Below are 25,338 nucleotides of genomic sequence, written 5' to 3' on the forward strand. Positions count from 1 at the left end.
CTTTTTGGCACGGCTAATTTAATAACTTTTCAGCAAACAGCCTACAATTGTTTTGGGTCAACGACCACGTGTTTGATAGACCTCCTGTTGTATGTATAAGTGATGTGTACCAATCCGTCCAACGTCTGGATAATTGCGGGATAAGCATAACCGTCATCAATCGGTTCGTTCTCCAGCGTCATGACAGGTGTCCATGCCAACCCGTCATCTGATAATGCCAGGTTTAGGATGTTACGTCCCTTAGGCTCTTCTCCCTGTCTCGTGGAGTGATTGTATACCAATAGTTGCCTCCCATCCTGCAGCGTTACGGCGTCCGTTCCCGAATTCGGGTTGGGTAATTTCGTGGCGGTTAGCTTGCTCCAAGTATAGCCACTGTCGTCCGACCAACTTTCGGCCAGCATATCTTGCCGTGTTCGGCAAATGACCTGCAATTTACCATCGGGATAAGTAAGTATGCTTGGCTGTATCGCATCAAATTCAACCCCGTCGTTAATCGGCCCCACAACTTCCCATGTCTGCCCTAAATCTTTACTGATTTCGAAATATACGCGCCAATCCTGGTCCTTCCCTTCGCGCGGGTATTCAATGCTAGTGGGGCTAATAATCGTTCCATCCGCCAATTGGATTGGCTTGTTCTTGATCGGGCCGAGTAAATGGCCCACTTTCGGATTTTCTCCCAATTTGCGTGGAGCCGACCAGGTCCGGCCATTGTCTTTGGACGTCATCACCATCCCCCACCAGGTTTGTGGACTCGGCCCTACCTTATAGAAAAGCATGAGATCGCCACCCCGGGGTTGGAAAAGTACCGGATTCCAACAGGGATACCGTAGTGTATCGTTCTGTACACCGTCTGCAACTTCCTCGGGCCAGGTCCATTCACCACCTACCAACCGGGACACACGAATGCCCACATCTGGATGGTTCTCATGGGTTCCCGCAAAAAAAGCGACAACCATCCCTTCAGGCGTTTCAACAATGGTGGACGCGTGCGCCTGAGGGGTGGGTTTGTTGTCCAAAGAATAAAGCAGCCCGCCTCGCAGATAAGCTCCCTCTCTTAAGGTCGCCCGGTCAGGTAGCCGCTGGGCTACCGTATCAGTTTTACCATTATTTTCATCTTGGTGCTTTCCGTTGCCGCCACAGGCGAAAAATAAAAAAAGCGAACCTACTACCGTGACATACAATACCTCTTTCATACTTAAAGATGTTTTTTAGCTTTCTTTCTAAAATTCGTTATTCGATGAAAGGTCAGGAAATTTGCATCGTGATTGTTATGTGCAGATTCCTTCCCGTCGTCATAAGCTGTCCGGCTGGCCACAATCATGTCTTTACCTTCAAAGAGCCAATCCACATACTGAAAACCGTGTTTAAGCACATCTGGATGTTGCAGGATAATCTCGTGCGTTTGCCAATTTACCAAATCGTCTGAACTCATCAAAGCCAGCGTGTTTCGGAAACCGGCGGCATTCCTTGTAGGGTACTCTTTTCTGAATTTATCAGGAATGATATTACTAAGTGTCCAATAGCGGCCCGATTTTTCATCATAGCGAACCGCAAATTTTTTACTGCCGCCGGGGAACGGTATAAATCCCTTCTCCGGGTCGAATGTGGCGACTTTTCCATCGGCACTGATTTTAACAATCGCCGCTTTTTCGTCGTGAGTTGTCTTATCGTCTACCCTTAGGATGTCAACGATATCACCATCGGGTGCGACAACAGCGTTTCCTTCCAACCAACCGGTAAAATTCCCATCAAGGTAGGTCGAATCATAAAGCAAAGAATTACTTGTGGTCCAGCTGCTGGCTTTCAGCAAATCGGCGTCAACAGGTGCCGACATCATCATGGCTCCGTAACGTTTGCCCCATTGAAGTATTGGACCGTGGGCAGTCTCCATGGCCCGCCATAGCCGGCCGTTATGTTCAATTACGGGCATCGGTGCACAATGGAACATGCCTTTGAACAAAAGACCGTTTTCGGTGGTGGTCGGTTGTGTCCACGTCGCGCCTCCATCGTCCGAACGGTGAATCAATACCGTACCGTGGTGCCGGTCAAGACCCAATAGATAGAGGGCATCCCGATGCACAAAAAGGCTCGACCAAAACGCTCCCCGGATTTCACTGACCTGCTTCCAGGTTTTTCCTTGGTCAGACGACCGGAAGACCCGTGACATGGCTTGTACGAATTCCGAGCTTTGCGGTCCGAAAAGGTCATGGGATGTCACGTAGTCGCCATTGGGCAGAATGGCTATGCTGGGCGAACCGATGTATTGTCCGGAAGAGGCCGGCTGGTGAGCGATAATAGTGCCCGGAACCGCAGGACTAGCAGCTTCTTGCGCATGCACATTGATCCCACCCAGTGCAATGATTATCGTACAAACGGTGTTGATAAAACTCTTCATGCTGGGAAAACAGATTTTATTAAAATAAACTAAACTCAATACCTCGTTAAGTAACGAAGACAAATTTCTGATTTACAATAAAATAGCGGATAAATAATGGTTGAAATATTTTAATAAACCATTGGTTTTCAGTATCTTAATAGTGTTTTCGAAGCGTTAATTGAGATATGGTCACCAAGGGCTATGATCTATGCAAAACACTGATAGTCAATATATTGATTAATACGGAAAATATCAACGCATGCAGGCAGCGTTTCATGGTCGAGGTCATCTACCGCGATGCCAAACAGTTCACAGGGCTGGAGAACTGCCGGGTGAGAAGCGAGAACAAACTTCAACCTAAGCCCTGACAGCAACCAATACAGCCAAAGCCGCCCATTGGATGAGTATCCCAAAAGAAGAACGCGGCACCTTCTCCATGGCCGACATCAAGACGATGAACCACAACGCTTTACTGATGGATAGATTTTTTTCAACCTTTGGGGTAAACCCACACTTGAAGAAACCTGCGCAAGCAAGCCTCAGTGCCATTGAAAAACAAATATTAACAATGAGAAATCAGAAACTTGTCAAAGAACTATTACTATACGGCACTATCGCCGCTTAAAAATTAACCAACTATTGTTATTAGTACCCAATGCTTTTCACACATATTTTTGCCCACTTACCCTAGCTTAATTTTGACAACAGCTTTACGAATATGCAGCGTGGAATCAACATCCACACATGGCTTATGCGCGTCACTGGGAAAAAAGATAAAAAATCTCGTAGAGTCAGCTAAACGGTATCGATCCTGCCCATTTTTCCGATAAAAGGCAATGTCTTTCTCTGCAACATACGGAGTCACTAGATCGAGACTATCCAAATGTGTTATCCCTATCTTCTCTCGCCCGGAAACCACATATTGAATGTCAGCATACACCCGATGTGCCTCATAACTCACTTCCTTTGCGTGCTTGGTTTCGTATTCGTCGATATTAACGAATAAGTTACTACCATCCAGCTCGTACCGTCCGGTTTCGAGTTTACTTAAATCGTGTTCTCGCAGAAAGCGAAATGCACTGTCCCACCGTGCTGGGTTTAGCTTATATTGCTTTTCAAACGCTATGCTATCGATTGACTCATCCGCCATCACGTCCCATGACACCAATTTTTCTATACCAATGTTCTTGTTTTCATTCGGAGTGTTTTGCGTGCATCCCGTTAAACATGCCATCGAAATCATAAAATAATACCACCTTTTGTTCATAATATATCCCATAACATACTCCCCTTCTTTTCAATCGAAATAAATAGTTAATTAATATCCACGAACCAATGACGTAAATTTACGCGGCCACTCGTCTGCTCATAACAGATGCTGGATTGTATGAGAAGTCTTTTTTTCGAGGAACCACCGTACTTACCGATGATCTCATTAGCTGAATAAGAATCGGTATCCCTCCCTCCTTTGTTCAAGAAAATCCCTTCATCCCAATTGATACCATCTTTTGAAGTGTACAACACCAAGTGTCTGGGGTCCGGGCCGGAGTTTCCGCTTCTTCCTATCATAAAATAATGGTCTCCAAATTGCGCCGTCATCCGAGGTTTACGAATCCTTCTCGCCATTTTCGTTTCCCGAACATATGACCAGGTCCTCCCACCGTCTTCGCTGGTTACGTACTGGAGAAGCGCTCCATCATCATCACCATTATAGGTATAGACAATAAGTTTTCCATCGGGAAGTATGCCTATCGTACCATACTCCTGTTTACTCGGGAAAGGAAGCGTGCTTCGTTCTTCAAAACTCGCTCCGTTATCACTCGATACGTAAAGCCTATACTTTCGATTCGTCGCGTAGTACTCGCAGTACAACACCAATAATTCTTGGTTAAACTCAATAGCAGCTTCTTCCCGATCAATTTTTGAATCGATATCCGAATCGACCCGCTTGGCCGAGGACCAAGTCCGACCATTGTCATGGCTCAAAAAATAAACGGGCGCTGCATCCCCGCCCCACTTCGTTTCGCTACCCGATGTCCTGCCAAAAGCGACAATCGTACCATCAGAAGCCGTCAAAACCTCCCAGATCAATAATGAAACGAGGCCGTTATCAGCACGGTTATCCCAGATTTCCTTGGATGGCCCAAATACGTACGGTTCGGACCACGTCTCACCGCCATCTGATGATATCTTATACTCTGCCCATCCGGCTACATTGTGCCCATTGTTAATATCTCCCTTCACATTACTGTAAAAGGCAATAATATCGCCATTCGTACATTCTGTCATGGTTTGCCCGCCATGCCCGGAGCGACCGCTGCTTTCATGGTCGACAAAAAGAATCCCGTTGTTGGGAAAGTTAGCTGGATATACGCTAAATGACGGTTCTTCCGGCGGTTGGGCAATGACGTCATTATCTTTCTCTTGACTACAGGCTAGAATCGAGAATGCCATGATAAAAAAAACCGTTACAACACTTTTAAGATTATTCATATTTCTCAATACTTCGTTAAAAAAACAAACAAGTTTCTGATTTACAGCAAAATAGTGGATAAATAATGGTCGAAAATTTTTAATAAACCCTTGATTTTCAGTACCTTAATAGGATTTTCTCACGATTCTATAAGATATGGTCACCAAGGGTTACAATCTATACAAAACACTGATAATCAACATATTGACTAATATGAAAAATATCAACGCATGCAGGCAGCGTTTCATGGTCGAGGCCGTTACCCCGTTCCTTTCGATAAAGGGCCGGATCAATTTCCAGCAGCTGGAAAGGTACGGCAAATATAGCGAACAGCGGTACCGTATCCAATTCGAGAAGCCATTTGATTTCATGGCTTTCAACAGCGGATTGGTCAGGCAGCACGGCAGCGGGCATTACATCATCGCCCTTGACCCCAGCTTCATCGCCAAATCGGGCAGGAAGACGCCCGGCATCGGCTATTTCTGGTCGGGCCAGGCAGCGCGCATGAAACGCGGGCTTGAAATGCTGGGCGTGGCGGCCATCGACGTGGACAACCACACCGGATTCCATCTGGATGCCTGCCAGACCCTGAGCGACAACCATCCCGGAAAGTCGCTGGCCGGGATCTACGCGGACTCATTCACCGACCATGCTGGGCAGCTCCTGGAACTGTCCAGCATTGCCGTGGCTGACGCATGGTTCACCAAGAAGCCGTTCATCGACGCGGTCTGCGGGGCCGGTTTCCAGTTCGTGGGCAGGATGCGCGATGACGCCAACCTGAAATACCTCTACACCGGCCCACGCAAGCCCGGTCGTGGAAGACCCCAGGTGTACGAGGGCAAGGTCAACCACAAGGACATCAAGGCCGGCTATTTTCATGATGTGGAACTGGCGGACGGAACCCTGGCCACCACAGCCGTGGTCTATGCCGTCTCACTCAAACGTAACGTCCGCGTGGTCAGGGTACCTTTCGGCAAGACGCACAAGCTGTACTTCTCAACCGATACGGAGATGGAAGCGGAAACTATCGTAAGATACTACCGCCTACGCTTCCAGATCGAGTTCATCTACCGCGACGCAAAACAGTTCACCGGGCTGGAGAATTGCCAGGCAAGGAGCGAGAACAAACTCGACTTCCATTTCAATCTGGCATTGACCGCAACCAATGTCGCCAAAGCCGCGCATTGGCTCAGCATACCCAAAGAGAAGCGTGCCTCATTCTCGATGGCAGACATCAAGACGGTGAACCACAACGCTTTACTCGTGGATAGATTTTTTTCAACCTTTGGGGTGAACCCACACTTGAAGAAAAATCAGAAACTTGTCAAAGAACTATTACTATACGGCACTATTGCCGCTTAAAAATTAACTAACTATTGTTTCTAACGTATTAACTTTATTCCATTCTGAGTTTACCAAATACAATCTGTGTTCTCGTCTCTGCCCGGGTACCGCTATCCCACACTATTCTCAGTTCTCCCGGCTTTACCTCTATAACCGACGGATAAGAATTCTTTGTTCCCGAATCGTAAAACGTCTTTTCCCCGGACCATGCCCCTCCTTTTCTTTTTACTTTATACCGCAACGCCTGGCGGCTATCTACTCCCTTAGCTGGGCCGTCGTTATAGATGTAATAGTAGGTGCCCGAAACTGTTTTGCCAAAAGCGGCCTCAGAAACTGCATTGTAAAGCTCGGGTTCTTCCTTAGGGTAGCTCCATGTTCTACCGAAATCTGTACTTTTGGAAGACCATGCCCGGGGCGTAGACAGCGCTTGATTCGCATGATCCGCCGTACGCATTACCATAATCAACTCGCCCGCTTTTTCACCAGGAGCTATATGTCCTTCATGGACCCATACATCGTCTGGCTGAGGAATGTAACCGGCTACCTCCCATTCAAGCAAGTTCTTGCTTTTCAACACGAAGTGTTCCCGATTTCCCCCGACAGGCCCGTTGCTTACCGCATTTCGATGAGCTGGCAGCAGATACCAAATCTCCCCTTGGTCCTCCATGATTTGGAGTACATTACCGGCCAACACTAAAGAGCCTGCATAATGCATAATCAGTTCAACCTCATTCCAAGACCTTCCACCATCACCGCTATAAGCGGCTACCATTTGCGACTCTTCACTATTACGCTGATATAAGGGATTTCGCATAGCGAAGCACCACAAAAGGTTCTGACCAGGAATCTTGTATAAGATGGGATTGGCGTACGCATAATGCTTTACGCCATGCTTCTCCCGGTGATCGAAAATCATTACCTGCCCGCCCCAGGTATCGCCATCATTCGTAGAAACAAGGGAAACAATGTCGCCCATATCCGTCTTGCCCGCTATCCCTACTTCGTAAGCTACCACTAAGTGGTTAGCTTTCCATTCAACGATATGGGGAATTAATACTTTAGGAGCACCCGGATGGTCAGTCAATGTACTAATCACCTTTACTTTTTCAACATCTCCAGTAAATGTTGCGTCTTGTCCAAATACTTGGACTGTAAAAACCGGGGCCATCAGGCAAGTCATGCAGATTATTAGTTTAACTTTCATTTTATTCTACTCGTTTTATGGTCTTTGTTTTTCTTGTATTTCAATAGATCCGAGTTTGTCTGGCACTCGAAGTCGTCCATAATAAATTTTCGTGCGCGTTTCCTGTTCGCTTCCGCTATCCCATACTACTTGTAAATCTCCGGGATGTACTTCAACAACTGATGGATAGGAATTCTTAACTCCGGCATCAAAAAAAACCTTTTCATCACTCCACTCGTGCCCGGGGTATTTCAGCTTGTACTTTAAGGCCTTTCGACTATCTCGACCTTTATCGGGACCATCGTTGTATATATAGTAATACACCCCTCCGGCAGTTTTCCCAAAAGCTGCTTCCGAGACTGCATTATAAAGCATCGGTGATTCTTCTGTTTCGCCCCATGTTTTTCCGCTATCCTTGCTGACGCTCTGCCAGGCCCTCGGCGAAGACAGCGACCGCCGGGCATGGTCAGAGGTTCGCATTACAAGAATCAATTCCTCTTGATAATCACCGGGCGCCAAGTGCCCTTCGTGCAAAAACACATGGGGAGGTTGAGGCACATAGCTTAATAACTCCCATTCTATAAGGTTCTTGCTTTGTAGGACAAAATGGAGTCGCTTTCCGCCAACCGAATCGTCGTTTCTCGTATTGCAGTGGGCAGGTATTAAAAACCGGGATGACCCGTCGTTCTCCAAGATACGGATAAGGTTCCCAGCTAACACCAAATCACCTTTGTAATGCATGATGAGCTCAACGTGACTCCAGGACTCTCCTCCATCCGCACTGAATGCAGCCACCATAGAGGCATTTTGACTATTCGGGTCGCTTAACGGGTTCCTCATAGCAAAACACCAAACTAAATTCTGATTCGGAACCTTATACAGTATCGGATTGGCGTATCCATAACGCTGCAAACCATGTTTTTGCCTATGATCGAAAACGACAACCCTATTCCCCCACGTATCACCATCATCTCCAGAAATCGACGAAATAATATCACCCATATCTACCTTCCCGGGAATTCCGGTTTCAAAAGCTGCTATAAGATGCGTATCTTTCCATGCAACAATATGAGGAACAAGCAGTTTCGAAACATTACTAAAGTCCTCTAACGAACTGATTACCCGCACCTGCTCCACATCCCCGCTATAGGTTTGGTCTTGACCCGTCGCCAGTGAGACAATATGACCCATTGCCAGCATCGAAATACATAATCGCAGATGGTAAAAATGAGGAATCCGGCCTTTAATCATCTTCAGGTCTTAAGATTAAAAATACCCAATAGTTTGTTCAAGTGTACCACTATTAGCATCAATTTCACGCTGAGGGATTGGGAAAAATTCATGGTAGTCTTCGATTGAGCTCTTTGTAGATTCGTAGTCAGAATATTTCCGGCTTCTTTCCACCAATTTACCCATGCGAGTAAGCGTCCTACGTCGTGGCTCTTCCACTATCAATTCCCGCCCTCTTTCATCGAGTATATAATCCAAATTGACATCCGAAGCCGAAATTAAATGAGCACGGGCCCTGGCTCTGACCGCATTAATATCATCTGCTGCTTTGGCGGCATTCCCATTTCTGAAATAGGCTTCTGCACGCAGCAAATAGGTTTCTGCGAGTCTATACACCATGATATCATTCGTGGTACGCCCATTCCTCGGGTTGGCTACGGGCGGTGGTCCCTCCACCTTTCTGATGAGCGGATAAATATTTTGCATGGTATCAATTAAGGTGCTTTTCTTCTCTACAACTTGACCAAAATATGCAGAACTTGGATTGTTGTAATAGTGCACACGCTTGATATTATGAGGCGAATTCCGAATATCATTTGTCCAATCATCTTTCCATAGGTCATATAGAAAATAGGTAGTAGGTCGGACAAATGCTACCCCGCGACTTAAACTATCGGCTAGAATCATCCCGGACCGCCCGTCAGGATCTGTCAAATGAATGTAAAATGGGCCCCACATGCGCCAATTCCAATTTCCCGTGCTCCCTAGCCCCCCCTGGGTAACGTCCTCGAACTGCCATACGTAAATCGATTCCCGGTTTCCCGAACTTCTATTTTGGTTTCCCGACTTAAACAAATCAGAAAACGCATCACCCGGTTCGTCCAAGTGCTTCCCGAATCGTTCGGTCATTAATTGATATAGTTCGGAATCAATTACCCGAGAAGCACTTTCTATCGCTTCGTCGTACAACCCTAAACTAACGTAGACTTCGGTCAATAAATGATCTGCCGCGGCTTTCACAATTCGCCCTTCCTGATTGACTGGCACTGTAGACGGTAACCATTCAGAGGCAAACTCCAAATCCCTTCTCGCCGACTCATAAACCTCTTCGCGTGTACTACGCACGAAATCAGTTTTTGGCGTTGTATAATACGTTTCGACAACCGGTACACCACCGTACAAATTGGCCAAAAGATTATGCGTATACGCCCTGAAAAAACGAGCTTCTGCTATCACGCGGTTTCTTTCCGCTTCATCATCCCAAAGATCCGCACGATCCGGGTCTTCCGCATAGTGAATAACCGTGTTAGCGCGCACCAGCATAATGCGATAAGCCCACTGCCAATAGTTGTCGACAAATGCTCTGGTAGGAGTTAACCATGTCTCATAGTTTTTCCAATTCGTTTCAATCGTGCTGCCAGTAATTCCAATATCGGTCCCTGCGTTCATCGCACTGGCCCATTGTGTTGATGAAGATCTAGTGTGTTCTTGCCTTGCCCCCTCGTGTAACGATACTATATAGGTTTCAAACCCTTCCTTGGTCCGAAACAAGAGCTCAATATCCGTTTCATTCATTAAGTTCTCTTCCAGAAAACTCGGCTTACACGAGAACAAAAGGCCAACTTGGAATAAGCCAATCAACCAATACAGTAAATACCGATACCTATATCGAAAATTCGATGGATTAACATTTAATAGTACTTTCATCTTTTTACTTTTTCTAATCTAAAAACTGACACTAACGCCCGCCGAGAAAATCCGCGGCATGGGGAAGCTATCATAACTATTTCCATTTTCAGGATCCATGCCCGGCCAATCCGTAAAAGTTGCCAGGTTCTTGCCACTGACCCACACACCTAAATTACGCAAACCCAATTCCGACAAGGCCTTTAAACTGTTGTTGAAATCGTAACGGAGAGAAACATCTTGAATGCGAATAAAATCCCGACTATAATAATACCCATGACCTAATGGGTTTTGATACGTTAAGGACGGACTACTGTTGGAACGATTTTCTTCCGTCCACCATTCATAGTCAAACATGTTTTGCGGTCGCAACACACTCCGCCAGTAACTTACAGATTTTGTCCAGCCTTGCATGGCATTAATAAAAACAGATAAGGATAATCCCTTATATCTGAACGTATTGGTAACTCCCCAACGATACTTGGGCTGCCCGGTTTGCCCCAACACTGTTCGGTCGCTATTCGGCTCTACTTCTCCGTCACCATCCAAATCCTTCAACCTCACATCTCCTGGCGTACCGTCATCACCAACTTGATAAATTCCATCAAAAACGTAATCATACGCCACATCTATTGGATGCCCTATAAACCAGCCGTTGCCGACATCATCATCTTCCCTGCCGTCTCCATCATCATCAATACCATAAAGACTCACAATTTTATTTCTATTGTGTGAGAAGACGAGATCCGTTTGCCATTGAAAATGCGATTTTTGAATGTTCACTGTATTGAGCGATACTTCAATTCCTTTGTTGTTTGTAGCACCAAGATTGGCCAACGTCGAAATAAAACCCGTTGTCTGGGGCAATGCCCTCGAAATCAACAAATTTTCCGTATTCAGGTTATAGAACTCAATGGTTCCATTCAGTCTGCTTTTTAGAAAGCCGAAATCGACTGCAAAGTTGGTTGAATAAGTGGTTTCCCATTTCAATTGTGAATTTGCCATCGATAAAGGAATCGATCCGATAGAGTACGGCGATCCATCGCCAAATACATACAATGCAGACCCTACCCTTGCCAGCGATTGATACGGACTGATAGCCTGATTGCCAACCGCTCCATAAGATAACCTTAACTTCAATAAATCAACAAAAGTATGATCTTTTAAGAACGACTCATCAGATGCAATCCATGCAAAAGCCGCGGAAGGAAATGTCGCGTACTTATTATCTACCCCGAAAACCGAGCTTCCATCTCGTCGTGCCGTGAAGGTAAATAGGTACTTATCTTTAAAATTATAATTCAGCCTTACCATAGATGAGACGCCTTGGGTAGAAGCCGCGTCCGAATTATTCGTCAACAGCTCTCCTAGCGACAAATTATTCCACTTCACTTGATCGTTCGGCAAAAACTGAGCTTTAGCTTCTGTATTATCCCAGCTGAATTTGTTGGCTCCGTAAAGTAAGGTTAAGTCGAACTGGTGATCATCACCGATACTTTTTTCATATTTAAGTATGTTTTCTAAGACCCAATCAAACGCCAACCGATTAAACTTCCTTGCTTCACGATTGTTCACGTCCAACACATGCGTATCTTGCCTTTCAAATCTGTAATTACGCTCCCATCTATAATTCGGAGAATAATTAATTCGATAACTCAAACCGGCGATAAACGGCAATTCCAAATTCATATAAAAGTTCGCCGATAAATTTTCGTAGATATCCTCATCCGTCGTTAGTTTCGGCGCCCGCAATGCATTGGTTTGAAAACCGTCCTCTATGACATAAAACTGCGTAGGTTCCCCATCGTCATGGAACCAATTGCCATATGGGGAAGCCGTAATAGCGGAGGAAATGGAAGGATGCACACCCGACAAATCCCGGCTTGTGAAAATCGAATTAGTGCCTATTGTAATGTATTTACCGACCCGCCCCTCAATATTTGCCCGTAATGACAAACGTCGTTGATCATCCTGATAGATAATACCATTCTCATTAAAATACGATCCAGACAAAAAGTAATTAGTGTATTTCGTATTTCCCGAAAGATTCAAATCATACGATTGTATCCTCCCTGATTGGGAAATCATGTCCCAGGGATTTGTTACGATTCCATTTGCATAATTATCCGATTCCGAAGTCGTCAAATATTGACCAACGTTATCGGGGTCGGCTTCCATGCCATTTTGCTTGCGTGCATCAAGCGTTTTCTGAAGATACCGGTCCGCCGTAAGTAATATCGGCTGATAGCTCCAATCAGACACACCAAAATAACTATTGAAACCGATTGTCGGCTTTTCCGTTGTACCCCTTTTAGAAGTGATAAGGATTACGCCATTAGCGGCTCTAGAGCCGTAAATAGCTGCGGCGCTAGCATCTTTAAGAATTTCCATGGATTCAATATCATTCGGATTAATCGTGGCGATGGTGCCATTAAAGAAAATTCCGTCCAATATAATTAAGGGGTTATTGCCTCCGCTCAACGAGCGCGGTCCACGGATCAATATTGATCCATTTTGGCCCGGTCTGCCACTATCTGTAAATTGAACCCCAGCAACGCGCCCCCGCAGTGCCTGGGTAACATTGGTGTTGGGCAAATTTTCAGTGGCTTTGATATCTACCTTAGAAACAGATCCTGTCACATTTCTACGCGATTGTGTACCATAACCTATAACTACTACTTCATCCAATGCCGCATCTTCTGAGACTAACGCCACATTAACCATTTCATTGTTGCCAATCTCCAATTCTTGCGAACGGTAACCGATAAAACTAATCATTAACCTAGTATTCGACGACGGTACGATAATGGAATAACCGCCGCGACCGTCTGTTTTTACGTCAGCAGTTGCCCCGGCTATTTTTACGGTTGCTCCAACCAGTGGCTCACCGGTATCCGCATCCGTCACTCTCCCACTGACGGTTGTCTGCGCCCATAACTGCTGCCCTATCATGGTACAACAGACCAACAAAATAAATCTTGTTAATATTTGTTTCATAATCAAATTGGTTTTATAGTTTATAACTCCTAGAAAGCCTACCTTCCAGCGACGTCAGGTGGAAAACAGCTCCATGATTCAAATGTCAATAATCTTAAAAGGTATTTTATATTGCATTTTTTCTATTATATATAGGATATTGACATAGGGGTTACGACGTAACCATATTCAAGCCAATGTCATAAAATAATTGCCGATAGCAACGATAAAGCTCACCCACTCTCCCCTTCACTCCTTCATCAAAAACCCCAGAAAACCGCCTCGTAAACATCGAAATCTCCAAGCCCCGTTTTTGCAGAAAATATTTAGCGACCATTGGGTACACATGGTGCATCACTTCCATGTGGTCAACAAAAAACTGCTGCACCAAAGCCACCTGCCCGGAAGCCGAGGGATTGTCATAGTTTTCGCATAGCCATACAATCAATTCTGGAAAATAGTTACCCTGTATGCACGACAGCCCCGCCGAACCCGCCTTCAACGATTCAACAGCATGTACCATATAGGCATCATACAAACCAAAAGAAGCCACTCCACTAGTCACATTCAGTTTGGCTTTCACCAATTCAATATCCAAACACGTGTCTTTATGGTAAATCACCCTCCCGGTCGCCACAAACTGCTGCAATTGTGCGGCAGTAAGTACTCGCTTAAAAGGCTCGGGGCACTCATAGAAACCAAAGGGGATACCCGGGGTGAGATCGAAAAGCAAATGTACCCGCTCGTTAAACAATTCCTCGGCCTCCAATTCGCCAGCCAGCATATTCGTAATGATAATCGCAGCTTCGATACCCGAATCATGCATCCGCTTTACAAAATCGGCCTGTTTCTCGACTTCTCCGCCGAAGGTAGTGGTTGCAACAACGGGCACGGTTTCGCCGGCAACCTTGACCACATGCCGCGTCACCGCCAACCGCTCCTCCGCGGTCAGGTCGAACATCTCGCTCGACTGGCAATTGGCAAATAGCCCAGCCGCACCTGCCCGAAGGTACAGCTCGGTCAGCTTGGTCAATCCATCATAATCTACCGCCCCATTTTCCTTGAAGGGTGTCAACATCACGGGAATAAATCCCTTCGATTTTTCGCTCATTGATATGGTTATAAATCGTTACCTATAATTGATAAGGCAAAGGTAACCCTCCCCGGAATAACAGGAATATACCAAATTGGCGGTGTATTGTAGGATGTTAGCGAAGTTAAAGATATACGTTGGGAGCGCAGTAAATCTGCTGAGCCAAGGTCGCAAAGAGCACCGACCAATTAAAATAGTCGTTCACCCTTTATAGGTGAAAACTTTTAACTGCGTCAAAAGAAGCTCGTGAAAGTTGGTCGTCTAGAACGAATAGCCAAACGAAACGTAGGGTAGATACGGAATGAAATTTCCGTCGAATAGGATCGGCGACAGTCCACCCCTGAATGTAAACCCGCCGTCCAGCGGTTGTTTGCGGTAGCCGAAGACAAGGGAACCCATCACTTGGTTGTCTGCGGCATGCTGCACCCCCTCGGTTTGGCCATCACCTGACCAGTAGTAATCATCGTATGCATGGCGCACGTAGGATGCGCCTATACCCAACTCAAAATAATGTCCGCCCTTACCCATGAGGTAGTTCAGTTGTGCAGGAACTGTCAGATATGACTCGTCTTCTATCGAAAAATATCCGATACCGAAGCGCGCACCGACCCCGTTACGTGTTTCGCCGAACCGGAAATCGTAATTTGCCGAAATAAAACCCGGACCGCCCAGTTCCACGTAAAACGAGGTGGCCCTTGTACCCGCTTCGTAAAAATCCACTTTCTTTTCTTGTGCCATCGTAGCCATACTAAGCAGCCCCAATAACGCTATCAACCCGGTATTTTGCTTAAACTTCTTCATAATATTCGATTTATAAGCTGGTAAATCATGTAGTAATCGATAAAACCCGCCATTGGGTTTCCAAAAATCATTCCAATTCCCTGTGCCAGCCCCACAGCAGCGATATGCCACAACGCCGATGCAGTAAAGAGCCGCTACCGGACGAGAAGCGACACCGGATGGGTCCAATCACTAGACCCATGCTTGTTACGGGCCCGTACCCGGAAGTATACTTTGGTGCCCGGCACGAAGCCATCGGCATACGCACGGAAGGAACGGGTGGTGGTTTGCTCCTTACCCCAAATCGGATTGCCCTGTTTACCAATTTCTGTGGCGAAGCAATAATCGTATTGCATATCCCGACCCACCGGTTTAAACCCGAAAGCCACCTCACCACTCTTCCGCCCATCTTCCAGGTAAGGTTGTTCGGGTGTATCAGGCGACGTGCCTTTACGTTTTTTTGCCAATACGGGAAATCCCGAACTGTATAATCTAGACAGGTTGCCATCACTCTTCGCACTTATATAAAACGCCAACTGCTGTAAAAGGTCTGCCAGCCGACGTTTGCAAAGAAGCTTCTCGGTGGAATGGAGCCGACCGCCCCGGGAAGCAGCAATAACCGTCCGCTGATAAGCTGCATAGGCCGCTTCCACCTCTGACAACGGAGGTATAGGGTCTGTAAAGAAGTCGGAATCCTTCAGCGCTAGGATGATACGGCCCCCAACCACTAGTAACTTACCGTCAGCATACCGGAAAAAACCCGCTTTGGCACGTTGGTACTTCATATCCGCTGCATGTTATGGCTACTTCATCGGCAACCGCCCCGAAACCGTTCCCTTCACACACGCTGCCAGACGAATATGGCTAAGATAGGTAAAAAAGTGCATTAAAAACGAACCAATTTAAGGTATCGCTACGTAACGATCGTCAAAAGAAAATATGGAAGGTTCCGGAATGGTATCAGCCTCACGGGAAACTGCTTCCTGTCGGTCGAAAGTGGTTCGGTTATAAACTGGAGACGGTTGAATAAGCACTAAAACCGATGAATCGAAAGTCGCAATCGATCGGAAATGGACTATTGAAGCCGCGTAATGGCCTATATATGCCCTGTAACGGCTTATCATCGTTCAAGGTAGCTCCCTACCCGACCGGTGTTAACCTAAAAGACAACGTTATTGCTCTAAAGGAAAACATCATCGGACCGGACCCGGCCGTAATGGGTGGGATGTCGCCCGCGTATACATCTCAATCAGGGCGTGATGACTAGCAATACACCAGGTAATGAACAGATTGCGACGGGTCCGGGCCTTTCCCGATCGGTTACGTGGTAAAACGATCCGGGGATAAGCCATTGTTACGTAACAATCGGCCGTCTATTGCCTTTTGGAACCCAAGCTCCCACCCACCAACGAAATCACCAACGTACCCACCACGATGATCATGTTTGCATGCAAGGGATAACGCAGGTAGCTAAACTGGTCAGGAATGAGGTAAGAAAAAGTCATCCAAAGGATAGCCAATACTCCCGCAACCACGGCAATGATTGCATCGTTGTTATTGGCCTTTTTACTGATGAGCCCCAATAGGAAAAGACCGAGCATGCCGCCCGCAAATATCCCCGAGAGTTCCCACCATACATCCAGAATGCTCTGGACGCCGATCATGCCCACACCGGCCACCATACCGAGTACACCGAATACGCCCGTGGCGATAAACAACATCCGCAGTGACTGCTTATTGGTGCTGCGCGGCCGGATATACCGTTTATACACATCTTCGGTAAATACAGTGGCTGAAGCGTTCATACCGGAACTGATGGTACTCATGGCCGCAGCGAGGATGGCGGAGATGACTAGTCCTAAAAGCCCCACCGGCACCATATTAACCATGAAATGGGGCATGACCTTGTCGCCATAATCTTCCGCATGCAGTGTAGCTGCGAGTGCGCTGACTTCGCTGTGCGCCGCGCCCGCAGGTAGTCGCTCTGCGGCTGCCTGCATCCGGATGGTCTCTGTCAATTCGGGGTGCTGCGCATAGTAGGCATATAGCGCCGAGCCGATAATGAAAAACAGCAAAGAAATAGGGATGTATATCTTTACGCACAACCATACCGATTTTGCCGCCTCCTTTGCCGACGTAGCGGTATGGTAACGCTGCACATAGTTCTGGTCCATACCGAAATTGTTGAGGTTGATAAAAAAACCATACAGCAGGATAACCCAGAACGATGGCCCTATAAAGTCCGCATGGAAACTACCTAGGCTGAATTTCCCGTCGGCCATCCCAATATCCACCATACTCGAAACTCCACCATCGATATTGGTTAGCACTAGGTATAGAACCGACAAACCGCCAAACGTGAGTAGAACACCCTGCACGACTTCGGTCCAAATTACCGCCTCCATGCCGCCCATAACGGTGTAGACAACAATACAGATACCCGTAACGATCATAATGGTAGTCATATCGAATCCGGTAAGTGCCTGCAGGCTGAGCGCGATACCGAAAAAAATGGACCCCATCCGTGCCAATTGCGTAAGCAAGAAGCATACAACAGCATATGTACGGGCCCACGCCCCAAATCGGTGCTCCAGATGGCTATAGGCAGAAATACCGCCGATGGTACGGTAAAACGGAACGAAATACTTTACGGCAGCCCACGCTGCTAGCGGCATGGACAAGCTAAACACAAAAGAATTCCAATTTGCACCGAATGCTTTTCCGGGTACACCAAGGAAGGTGTTGCTGCTTAGAAACGTGGCATACAGTGAAATCCCCACCGCCCAACCGGGAATCATCCCGGAGGCCTTTGTGAATTGTTCGGAACTTTTGTTCTTGCGGGAAAACCAAATGCCAACGAATAACATGGCCAATAGGTAGACAATGATGACGGAAATATCAATAACGGGAAGATTGTTCATTTGGATTTATTTTGGTTATTCCTCTCAAAAAGGCAAAGGTAACAGCCCGAAAGCATAAGTCTCTCTACTATTTTTGCTGCTCATTATACAATGTTGACGCCGCCTGCAATTCACCCAACTGCTGATAACGGCGATACAACTGACTATAAACCGCAACGCGCCTCGGGTCAGGGCGGTATTCACCCTCAAACCCGGGCGACATAGCACGCTGGGCCTGACCGATATCCGGATGTGTACCCATTACGACCGCAGCACACATGGCGGCCCCCAACGCACAGGCTTGTTCAGTTTTCACGGTCTTAATGGGCCGATCCAGCACATCTGCCAATACCTGCATCACGTAAGGCGACTTTTTGCTAATCCCGCCAGTGGCGATGATTTCCCTCACGGGGATACCCTCGGCCTCAAAACGATCGACGATGGCTTTGGAGCCAAAGGCCGTGGCTTCAACCAATGCCTTGAACAACCGCGGCGCATCGGTACCCAACCGAATACCGGTAATCCAACCGGTAAGTGTTGGGTCCACGTCGGGTGTTCGCCGGCCATTCACCCAGTCCAACGCCACCTCATCTGTAACGGCCACGGGGAGCTCCGCTGCTTCCCGGCTCAATCCCGCCAATATGCGATTAATCAATATCTGTTGTTCGTGTCGGTTGAATGTATTGCCCAACAAGCTCGTCATCGGATAGGATACAAAGCGGGCGAACCACTGGTAAAGATCGCCGAACGCGGATTGCCCGGCTTCCATGCCCAGCATGCCGGGTATGATGGACCCATCCACCTGGCCGCATATACCGCTTATCAAGTGGTTTCGATGCTGCTCCATCGGCGCTACCAGCATGTCGCAGGTGGATGTACCGATGACCTTCACCAACGTATATGGCCTGATCGTAGCGCCCACGGCCCCCATGTGCGCATCCAGGGCACCCACGCCGATTTTGGTATGCCGGGGCAAACCTGTCCGATTGGCCCATTCAGGTGTAATGGTACCGGCCACTTCGGCTGCGGTATGGGTCTGGTCGTAGAGGCGCTCCCGGATTCCGCCCAGGCGAGAATCGAGGGCCATAAGGAAATCCTGCGACGGCAACCCGCCGAATTCAGCATGCCACATGGCCTTATGCCCCGCCGCACATCGGCTGCGCTTGATAGACGAGACATCGGTAGCACCGCATAACAACGCCGGTATCCAGTCGCAATGTTCCAGCCAGGAATAAGCGCTTTCGGCCACGGTATGGTCGTTTCGGATAATATGTAGCATTTTGGCCCAGAACCACTCCGATGAATAGCTGCCGCCGGAATACAGTGTGTAATCGGTTTTCCATCTGTGCGCAAGCCGATTAATTTCTTCGGCTTCGGCAATGGCCGTATGGTCTTTCCAAAGGACGAACATCGCGTTGGGATTATCGCCAAATCCGGGCAACAACGCCAATGGGGTACCCTGGCGGTTCACCGCCACAGGGGTTGAACCAGTTGTATCGACCGACAACGCGCCGATACGAGCCACTACGTCTTCAGAAATACCGATAAGCACTTCCTGAATAACTGCTTCCATGGCTTCGATATAGTCCAGCGGGTGCTGGCGGAACTGCGAACGTGCGCTATCGCAATATAATCCATCAGCCCATCGACGGTAATACGCTGTGGCGCCGTTAATTTCGGAACCGGTTGCCGCGTTGACCAACAGTGCCCGTACGGAGTCTGTGCCAAAATCGAGCCCAATCACATAATTTTCACCCGATCCGCTCATTCGCCTGCTACATTTACGCCCCCACAGAAATGAACTTCGATACCGAGTTCATCCAACGCCGCTGCCTTAATGCGGCATGCCCGATGTGCCAACGATGCACTATCGGCATATACCACATGGATGTGGTTGGCTTGATGGCGGGCCATAAGTTGGTCGCGCCCTACTCCATCCAACACGGCGTGCATGATGGGCCATTCAGGTGATGTAGACTGCCACCGCCGTCGCGTTTCTGCTTCGGGCAGACTTACGGCCCTACCCACTCCGAGATCGGCATGTAGCCGGCCTTCTTTAATATAAATGCGGCTCCATACGATTGGGCCGGGCCTACTCACACCGCGCAGGGTGCCGCCGCCGAGCCTGAAATACATAGGCGATTGCCGCCAGCTACTGGCAGCAGCGTAGCCCCCATCGAAATGTGCTACAGGAACGGCCCCCGAGATGAGGAATACCCATACAAAATCATCGATGCCATCGTCCTTGTAATGTTCGCCCCAACGGATATCATGCAGTGTGTTCTCGCCGTCCATCCCCAGCTCGTTCCACAGGTGATAGGTCACCAACGCATCGATGCCCGCACATTCGTCCACTTCGTTGAAGTGTGGAATCGCTTGCCCGGCAAAAAGTTCTTCTCCGTTTTCCGAATAGACGGGCGGCCGCTCTCGATTGTTGAGCAACCCCTCCACGAGGTCACTGGCTACGGTCAGGTCCTTCAACCCTTGCTGATATTGGATACCGATGGTATCGCACCCAAATTCAGCTGCGATACGAACGGCTGCGATATACATTTTGCATTGTTCCAGCGTTTGCCTGCGAGTCAATTCGGTTTCTTCATTGTCGCCCCACTTGAAAGTCATTCCCCGTTCCAACAACCACGCCAGCACGGCGTCGGCGTCGGCATCCGTCACCAAACGCATACGTGCATACAATGCTGACTGGCTAAGCCTCTCCTTGAATATACCCATGGCATGGAGCAGCTCGTCCGGCACAATGGCGTTGTACATGCCCATGCAGCCCTCGTCAAAAACACCCATGATCGCCTTCGCCTCACGGAGGCGACGTGCAAATAACCGACCCGTATCGTCGTCTTCCGTGGGGATTTTAACCAAGTCGAGGGGCTTCACATGGCTGACATCATGCTTTACGCATCCTTTCTCGAGCCATTCCTTGAGGCCATTATTAAAAAGATCGTCATTAAAATCAACACTCCATAGTGTGCTATAAGCGACCCCCGCCTTGGTAAGCGAGCCGTTGAGGTTGAGCATGCCCACCAAACCGGGCCACTGCCCACTCCAGTTGGCCACGGTGAGTATGGGGCCACGGTGGGTAGTGAGTCCAGCCAGCACGTGGTGGGTATATTGCCACACGCTTTCGGCAGCAATCACCGGAGCGTTCGGTGGAATGTTCTTAAATACATCAATCCCCATCCGCTGGGAATCGATAAATCCGTGCTTCTTCGTCGTGTCATAGGCATGTGCCCGCCTAATCCGCCATCCTTGGCGCTCAACAGCGTCGGCTAACTTCATTTCCATCGATTCCTGCGCGGTCCAACACAATTGATTGGCCGCCAAGCGCAAATCGCCACTTGCTATCAACCAGATTTCCTTTTTATTATTTTTACTATCCATGGTCTACTTGGTTTACAAACTTTGCCGCCGGAACATACGGACCGGCCGATACAAAGGTGTAGGGAAAGGACGGGTCTTTATTTGAACTTCTTGCCTTCATACTATACAATCTTATCATTTCCTTGGAGATCGGATTTCTATTACATAATTTAGTACTCGTAATGGGAATAGTATATTCCCCAGGCAGGGTCACGAGGGATAAAACAGATTATAAACCATTTCTTTCCCAATAACCACGGAAAAGAAAAACAACGATTATGAATTATGAAACCACTATTTCATAAAGTACCTACCCAGATCCAGGCGTCATTCAGTACGCGGCATGACGTACAGCCCAACTTCGGTTCGCTTTGGCACTACCATCCAGAATTGGAACTCCATCATGTGATTAGGGGTAAAGGTGTACGGCTTATTGGTGATAATATCGGCAACTTTTCAGCTGGTGAAGTCATCCTCTTGGGTGGCAACCTCCCCCATATGTGGCAGTGCAACGAAGAATATTACCAAAACCACGCCACTCGGAAAGTGGAGGCGATCGTTATCCAGTTTCTGCCGGATTGCATGGGCCGGGATTTCATGAACCTCCCCGAGATGTACCAATTGCCGAAACTCTTTGAGAATGCCCGGAAAGGAATGAAGTTCACCGGAAGAACACGCGCAAGGATTGTTGAGTTGATGTATAAGGCCACCCAGGCTACGGAAATCGAACGACTGATTCTATTGTTGTCTATTCTCAGAACGATGGCCGAAACGGATGAGTACCAGTCAATCGCCTCGGCCCATGCGTTCTACAAGTCAAATGAAATGGACGCCGTTCGCATCAACAAAGTATGCACCTACACGCTGAGCAATTATAAAAAGGAAATCAATCTGGAAGAAATCGCGGCCATCGCCAACTTGAGCGTCACCTCATTTTGCCGGTATTTCAAAGTGATGACCAAGAAAACCTATTATGATTTCCTCATCGAAATACGCATCAGCCACGCATGCAGGTTGCTGGTGGAAGATCTGTTGCCCACCGAAGTGATCTGCTTCGAGTGCGGGTTCAATAACGTATCCAACTTTTACCGCCACTTCAAGAAAGTGACCGACATGACCCCACTGGAATACAAGAAGAAGTACCTTTACAGCAAGGTCGCCGTTGGGTTTTAATCCTACGTATCGATCTTGGCGTATTTCGCATTGCGTTCAATGAATTCGCGGCGTGGTGCCACTTCATCGCCCATCAGCATGGAGAAAATCCGATCGCATTCAGCCGCATTTTCAATGGTGACCCGCCGCAGCGTCCGGGTATCGGGATTCATCGTGGTATCCCACAGCTGCTCGGCATTCATTTCGCCAAGCCCCTTGTAACGTTGCACATGCACACTATCTTCCTTACCGGCTCCTTTAAGCCGTTGGATGGCCGCATCGCGCTGGTCCTCATTCCATGCATATTGCTGTTCTTTGCCTTTCTTTACGAGGTATAGTGGTGGCGTAGCGATATACACGTATCCGTTCTCGATCAGTTCTTTCATATACCGGAAGTAGAACGTGAGGATCAACGTGGTGATATGGGAGCCGTCAACGTCGGCATCCGTCATGATGATCACCCGGTGGTAGCGTAGTTTATCAAGGTTCAGCGCTTTGGCGTCATCTTCGGTACCCACACTTACACCCAAGGCGGTAAACATGTTCTTGATTTCCTCGTTTTCGTAGATTTTATGCTCCATGGCCTTTTCCACGTTGAGGATTTTACCACGCAGCGGCAAGATGGCCTGGAATTCGCGGTCGCGTCCTTGCTTGGCCGTTCCACCCGCAGAGTCACCTTCCACAAGGTATATCTCACATTTTGCGGGATCGTTGTTGGAGCAGTCGGCCAATTTACCGGGCAGGCCGCTTCCACCCATCACGTTTTTGCGTTGCACCAAATCGCGGGCCTTGCGCGCTGCAGCGCGTGCTTGGGCTGCGATGATTACCTTTTGTACGATGGTCTTCGCTTCCTTGGGGTTTTCCTCGAGGTAGTTGTTCAGGATTTCCCCCACCGCCACATCCACCGCACCCATCACTTCGCTATTGCCCAGCTTCGTTTTGGTTTGCCCCTCGAACTGCGGTTCGGCCACCTTCACCGAAATCACGGCCGTGAGCCCTTCGCGGAAGTCATCGCCCGTGATTTCCACCTTCATGTTTTTCAACAGACCCGATTTATCGGCATACGCCTTCAATGTACGGGTAAGGCCGCGGCGGAAACCCGCCACGTGGGTTCCCCCTTCGATGGTGTTTATATTGTTGACGTACGAGTGTACATTTTCGGAGTATGTGTCGTTATATTGCAGGGCAAGCTCAACAGGTATCCCTTGCTTCACACCTTCCACGTGGATGGGGTCGGGGATGAGTGGTTGGCGTGTGCCATCCAGAAACCGTACAAACTCCTTCAATCCGCCTTCGGAAAAAAACGTTTCCTGCCGTAACGACCCACCTTCCAGGTCCTCACGTTCGTCGAGCAGGCTAAGCCGTATCCCCTTATTTAGAAATGCCAACTCGCGTAGCCGGCTGGCCAGCGTATCGTAGTTATATACGGTGGTGGTAGTGAAGATTTCGGGGTCGGGAAGAAACGTAACCGTTGTACCCGTACGCTCGCTTTCACCGATGGTCTTCACGTCGAATTGTGGTTTCCCTTGGCGATACTCCTGCACGAATACTTTCCCCTCGCGATGGACTTCGGCCGTCAATACCGTGGAGAGGGCGTTTACGCAGGATACACCCACCCCATGGAGACCGCCTGACACCTTGTAGGTGTCTTTATCAAACTTGCCACCGGCGTGCAATACGGTCATGACCAGTTCGAGCGCCGATTTATTCTCCTTTTTATTGATGCCCGTAGGAATACCCCGGCCATTGTCTAGCACCGAAATGGAATTGTCTTTATGGATAATGACCTGGATATCGTCGCAGAAACCAGCCACGGCCTCATCGATGGAGTTATCCACCACTTCATACACCAAGTGGTGAAGCCCTTTGACACCGGTATCGCCAATATACATGGAAGGCCGCTTGCGAACGGCCTCCAATCCTTCCAATACCTGAATGTTATCTGCGGAATACGTTGAATGCTGCTTGTTTTCTTCGCTCATTATCGTTTTAAATTCGTCGCCCAAAGGTACGAAAAAAGTACCATATAAGAGGGTGGAGCACGGAAATATGAAATTTTTATCTTAGGTTTGCGCTTTGATTGAAAAGAAAACTATAAAAACTATGAACAAAGCATTCGCATGGATTGCAAAAGCTGGTATGGGTGCGTTGGTCGTGGCAGTGATGTCATGCAACCAACAGGGAACAAAGCCGGCTTCAGTTTCATCGACCGCGGACTCCACACAGGCAAACGCAGAGAAAATCGTCTATGTCAACGTAGACACACTTCTTGAAAAATATGAATATTTCAAGGACATAAGGATCAAATTGGAAGACAAGGCGAAGAAAGCGCAGGCGGACCTCCAATCACGGAGCAATGCTTTCCAGCGCGAGGTAGCGGATTACCAGCAGAAAGCAGCTACGATGAGCGCGTCTGACCGCCAAACCACAGAAGAGCGCCTTGCCCGCAAACAAGATGAGCTCGCCCGCCACAACCAAAATGCAAGCACGTCATTCGCGCAGGAAGAAGCTTCCGAAAATGAAAAGCTGTATGGGCGGATTACGGATTACCTGAAAAAACACGCGAAAGAAAACGGATTTAAATTCGTGCTCACATATTCTGCGGCGAGCCCGGGTGTACTATACGCCGACGAAAGCCTCGAAATCACCGGTGAAGTATTGAGCGCCCTGAATGCGGAATACGCCAAAGAGAAAAAATAGTGAAAAACAATGCGAAAGCCAGAGCTGCCTATACGGCAGCTTTTTTTTTTGCCAAGTTTTTTTTCGACATTC

At 48.0% G+C, this 25,338-nt stretch carries 20 protein-coding genes; 5 read left to right on the forward strand and 15 right to left on the reverse strand.

Translation table 11 applies throughout. From position 1 onward, the window contains the following. Positions 1-41 precede the first annotated feature (41 nt). Complete coding sequence (locus tag ACEVG1_RS00365; protein ID WP_374741529.1) at positions 42-1,193, reverse strand: exo-alpha-sialidase; 1,152 nt, start codon at positions 1,191-1,193, stop codon at positions 42-44. Between the two features lie 2 nt (positions 1,194-1,195). Beyond that, on the reverse strand, positions 1,196-2,395 hold the full coding sequence (locus ACEVG1_RS00370; protein ID WP_374741530.1) for a sialidase family protein: 1,200 nt from the start codon (positions 2,393-2,395) through the stop codon (positions 1,196-1,198). 382 nt (positions 2,396-2,777) lie between these two features. Between ACEVG1_RS00370 and ACEVG1_RS00375 the strand changes: the two genes are divergently transcribed. Beyond that, positions 2,778-3,002 carry a hypothetical protein gene (locus ACEVG1_RS00375; protein ID WP_374741531.1) on the forward strand — a complete coding sequence of 75 codons (225 nt, stop codon included), beginning with the start codon at positions 2,778-2,780 and terminating at the stop codon, positions 3,000-3,002. Positions 3,003-3,059: 57 nt separating this feature from the next. Here the strand turns inward: ACEVG1_RS00375 and ACEVG1_RS00380 are convergent, their stop codons facing one another. Together ACEVG1_RS00380 and ACEVG1_RS00385 are read right to left on the reverse strand one after the other, a co-directional pair. Then, a complete protein-coding gene (locus tag ACEVG1_RS00380) occupies positions 3,060-3,644 on the reverse strand; it encodes a YhcH/YjgK/YiaL family protein (RefSeq protein ID WP_374741532.1) in 585 nt (194 codons plus the stop codon). A 47-nt stretch (positions 3,645-3,691) separates the two neighbouring features. After that, positions 3,692-4,831, reverse strand: coding sequence for a sialidase family protein (locus ACEVG1_RS00385; protein ID WP_374741534.1), 1,140 nt, complete (start codon positions 4,829-4,831; stop codon positions 3,692-3,694). A gap of 232 nt (positions 4,832-5,063) precedes the next feature. On the opposite strand from ACEVG1_RS00385, the gene ACEVG1_RS00390 reads away from it, so the two are divergent. Then, positions 5,064-6,212 carry a transposase gene (locus tag ACEVG1_RS00390; RefSeq protein WP_374741535.1) on the forward strand — a complete coding sequence of 383 codons (1,149 nt, stop codon included), beginning with the start codon at positions 5,064-5,066 and terminating at the stop codon, positions 6,210-6,212. A 34-nt stretch (positions 6,213-6,246) separates the two neighbouring features. On the opposite strand, the gene ACEVG1_RS00395 is transcribed toward ACEVG1_RS00390, so the two are convergent. The 7 genes from ACEVG1_RS00395 to ACEVG1_RS00425 all read right to left on the reverse strand — a co-directional run bounded on the left by ACEVG1_RS00395 (position 6,247) and on the right by ACEVG1_RS00425 (position 15,927). Further along, on the reverse strand, positions 6,247-7,398 hold the full coding sequence (locus tag ACEVG1_RS00395; RefSeq protein WP_374741536.1) for a sialidase family protein: 1,152 nt from the start codon (positions 7,396-7,398) through the stop codon (positions 6,247-6,249). Between the two features lie 15 nt (positions 7,399-7,413). Further along, positions 7,414-8,628 (reverse strand): sialidase family protein, encoded by a 1,215-nt coding sequence (locus tag ACEVG1_RS00400; protein ID WP_374741537.1) that lies wholly within the window; start codon positions 8,626-8,628, stop codon positions 7,414-7,416. Positions 8,629-8,643: 15 nt separating this feature from the next. Then, positions 8,644-10,314, reverse strand: a complete 1,671-nt coding sequence (locus ACEVG1_RS00405) for a RagB/SusD family nutrient uptake outer membrane protein (RefSeq protein ID WP_374741538.1) — start codon at positions 10,312-10,314, stop codon at positions 8,644-8,646. Between the two features lie 18 nt (positions 10,315-10,332). Beyond that, on the reverse strand, positions 10,333-13,290 hold the full coding sequence (locus tag ACEVG1_RS00410; RefSeq protein WP_374741539.1) for a SusC/RagA family TonB-linked outer membrane protein: 2,958 nt from the start codon (positions 13,288-13,290) through the stop codon (positions 10,333-10,335). 151 nt (positions 13,291-13,441) lie between these two features. Further along, positions 13,442-14,380, reverse strand: coding sequence for a dihydrodipicolinate synthase family protein (locus ACEVG1_RS00415; RefSeq protein WP_374741540.1), 939 nt, complete (start codon positions 14,378-14,380; stop codon positions 13,442-13,444). 243 nt (positions 14,381-14,623) lie between these two features. Beyond that, positions 14,624-15,163, reverse strand: a complete 540-nt coding sequence (locus ACEVG1_RS00420; protein ID WP_374741541.1) for a hypothetical protein — start codon at positions 15,161-15,163, stop codon at positions 14,624-14,626. A gap of 134 nt (positions 15,164-15,297) precedes the next feature. Continuing rightward, positions 15,298-15,927 (reverse strand): fibronectin type III domain-containing protein, encoded by a 630-nt coding sequence (locus tag ACEVG1_RS00425; protein WP_374741542.1) that lies wholly within the window; start codon positions 15,925-15,927, stop codon positions 15,298-15,300. Between the two features lie 257 nt (positions 15,928-16,184). Here ACEVG1_RS00425 and ACEVG1_RS00430 point away from each other — a divergent pair, with 257 nt between their 5' ends. Next, a complete protein-coding gene (locus ACEVG1_RS00430) occupies positions 16,185-16,409 on the forward strand; it encodes a hypothetical protein (RefSeq protein ID WP_374741543.1) in 225 nt (74 codons plus the stop codon). A 106-nt stretch (positions 16,410-16,515) separates the two neighbouring features. Here ACEVG1_RS00430 and ACEVG1_RS00435 read toward each other — a convergent pair whose 3' ends face one another. The 3 genes from ACEVG1_RS00435 to ACEVG1_RS00445 all read right to left on the reverse strand — a co-directional run bounded on the left by ACEVG1_RS00435 (position 16,516) and on the right by ACEVG1_RS00445 (position 21,435). Further along, on the reverse strand, positions 16,516-18,063 hold the full coding sequence (locus tag ACEVG1_RS00435; protein WP_374741544.1) for a sodium:solute symporter: 1,548 nt from the start codon (positions 18,061-18,063) through the stop codon (positions 16,516-16,518). Between the two features lie 67 nt (positions 18,064-18,130). Beyond that, positions 18,131-19,810 (reverse strand): ribulokinase, encoded by a 1,680-nt coding sequence (locus ACEVG1_RS00440; protein ID WP_374741545.1) that lies wholly within the window; start codon positions 19,808-19,810, stop codon positions 18,131-18,133. Next, positions 19,807-21,435 carry a fucose isomerase gene (locus tag ACEVG1_RS00445; protein WP_374741546.1) on the reverse strand — a complete coding sequence of 543 codons (1,629 nt, stop codon included), beginning with the start codon at positions 21,433-21,435 and terminating at the stop codon, positions 19,807-19,809. Before ACEVG1_RS00445 ends, ACEVG1_RS00440 begins: the two co-directional genes overlap by 4 nt. A 264-nt stretch (positions 21,436-21,699) precedes the next feature. Here ACEVG1_RS00445 and ACEVG1_RS00450 point away from each other — a divergent pair, with 264 nt between their 5' ends. After that, complete coding sequence (locus tag ACEVG1_RS00450; protein WP_374741547.1) at positions 21,700-22,587, forward strand: AraC family transcriptional regulator; 888 nt, start codon at positions 21,700-21,702, stop codon at positions 22,585-22,587. Positions 22,588-22,589: 2 nt separating this feature from the next. Here the strand turns inward: ACEVG1_RS00450 and gyrB are convergent, their stop codons facing one another. Beyond that, positions 22,590-24,548 (reverse strand): DNA topoisomerase (ATP-hydrolyzing) subunit B, encoded by a 1,959-nt coding sequence (gene gyrB / locus ACEVG1_RS00455; protein WP_374741548.1) that lies wholly within the window; start codon positions 24,546-24,548, stop codon positions 22,590-22,592. Positions 24,549-24,669: 121 nt separating this feature from the next. Here gyrB and ACEVG1_RS00460 point away from each other — a divergent pair, with 121 nt between their 5' ends. Then, complete coding sequence (locus ACEVG1_RS00460; protein WP_374741549.1) at positions 24,670-25,266, forward strand: OmpH family outer membrane protein; 597 nt, start codon at positions 24,670-24,672, stop codon at positions 25,264-25,266. The last annotated feature ends 72 nt before the right edge of the window (positions 25,267-25,338 follow it).

It is taken from the genome of Parapedobacter sp. 2B3 (genome assembly GCF_041925275.1).
Classification (GTDB): domain Bacteria; phylum Bacteroidota; class Bacteroidia; order Sphingobacteriales; family Sphingobacteriaceae; genus Parapedobacter; species Parapedobacter pyrenivorans_A.

Bases quoted from the DNA above. Each gene is read 5' to 3' on its own strand.
- ACEVG1_RS00365 (WP_374741529.1), bottom strand. From the start codon at position 1,193: ATGAAAGAGGTATTGTATGTCACGGTAGTAGGTTCGCTTTTTTTATTT.
- ACEVG1_RS00370 (WP_374741530.1), bottom strand. From the start codon at position 2,395: ATGAAGAGTTTTATCAACACCGTTTGTACGATAATCATTGCACTGGGT.
- ACEVG1_RS00375 (WP_374741531.1), top strand. From the start codon at position 2,778: ATGAGTATCCCAAAAGAAGAACGCGGCACCTTCTCCATGGCCGACATC.
- ACEVG1_RS00380 (WP_374741532.1), bottom strand. From the start codon at position 3,644: ATGAACAAAAGGTGGTATTATTTTATGATTTCGATGGCATGTTTAACG.
- ACEVG1_RS00385 (WP_374741534.1), bottom strand. From the start codon at position 4,831: ATGGCATTCTCGATTCTAGCCTGTAGTCAAGAGAAAGATAATGACGTC.
- ACEVG1_RS00390 (WP_374741535.1), top strand. From the start codon at position 5,064: ATGAAAAATATCAACGCATGCAGGCAGCGTTTCATGGTCGAGGCCGTT.
- ACEVG1_RS00395 (WP_374741536.1), bottom strand. From the start codon at position 7,398: ATGAAAGTTAAACTAATAATCTGCATGACTTGCCTGATGGCCCCGGTT.
- ACEVG1_RS00400 (WP_374741537.1), bottom strand. From the start codon at position 8,628: ATGATTAAAGGCCGGATTCCTCATTTTTACCATCTGCGATTATGTATT.
- ACEVG1_RS00405 (WP_374741538.1), bottom strand. From the start codon at position 10,314: ATGAAAGTACTATTAAATGTTAATCCATCGAATTTTCGATATAGGTAT.
- ACEVG1_RS00410 (WP_374741539.1), bottom strand. From the start codon at position 13,290: ATGAAACAAATATTAACAAGATTTATTTTGTTGGTCTGTTGTACCATG.
- ACEVG1_RS00415 (WP_374741540.1), bottom strand. From the start codon at position 14,380: ATGAGCGAAAAATCGAAGGGATTTATTCCCGTGATGTTGACACCCTTC.
- ACEVG1_RS00420 (WP_374741541.1), bottom strand. From the start codon at position 15,163: ATGAAGAAGTTTAAGCAAAATACCGGGTTGATAGCGTTATTGGGGCTG.
- ACEVG1_RS00425 (WP_374741542.1), bottom strand. From the start codon at position 15,927: ATGAAGTACCAACGTGCCAAAGCGGGTTTTTTCCGGTATGCTGACGGT.
- ACEVG1_RS00430 (WP_374741543.1), top strand. From the start codon at position 16,185: ATGAATCGAAAGTCGCAATCGATCGGAAATGGACTATTGAAGCCGCGT.
- ACEVG1_RS00435 (WP_374741544.1), bottom strand. From the start codon at position 18,063: ATGAACAATCTTCCCGTTATTGATATTTCCGTCATCATTGTCTACCTA.
- ACEVG1_RS00440 (WP_374741545.1), bottom strand. From the start codon at position 19,810: ATGAGCGGATCGGGTGAAAATTATGTGATTGGGCTCGATTTTGGCACA.
- ACEVG1_RS00445 (WP_374741546.1), bottom strand. From the start codon at position 21,435: ATGGATAGTAAAAATAATAAAAAGGAAATCTGGTTGATAGCAAGTGGC.
- ACEVG1_RS00450 (WP_374741547.1), top strand. From the start codon at position 21,700: ATGAAACCACTATTTCATAAAGTACCTACCCAGATCCAGGCGTCATTC.
- gyrB (WP_374741548.1), bottom strand. From the start codon at position 24,548: ATGAGCGAAGAAAACAAGCAGCATTCAACGTATTCCGCAGATAACATT.
- ACEVG1_RS00460 (WP_374741549.1), top strand. From the start codon at position 24,670: ATGAACAAAGCATTCGCATGGATTGCAAAAGCTGGTATGGGTGCGTTG.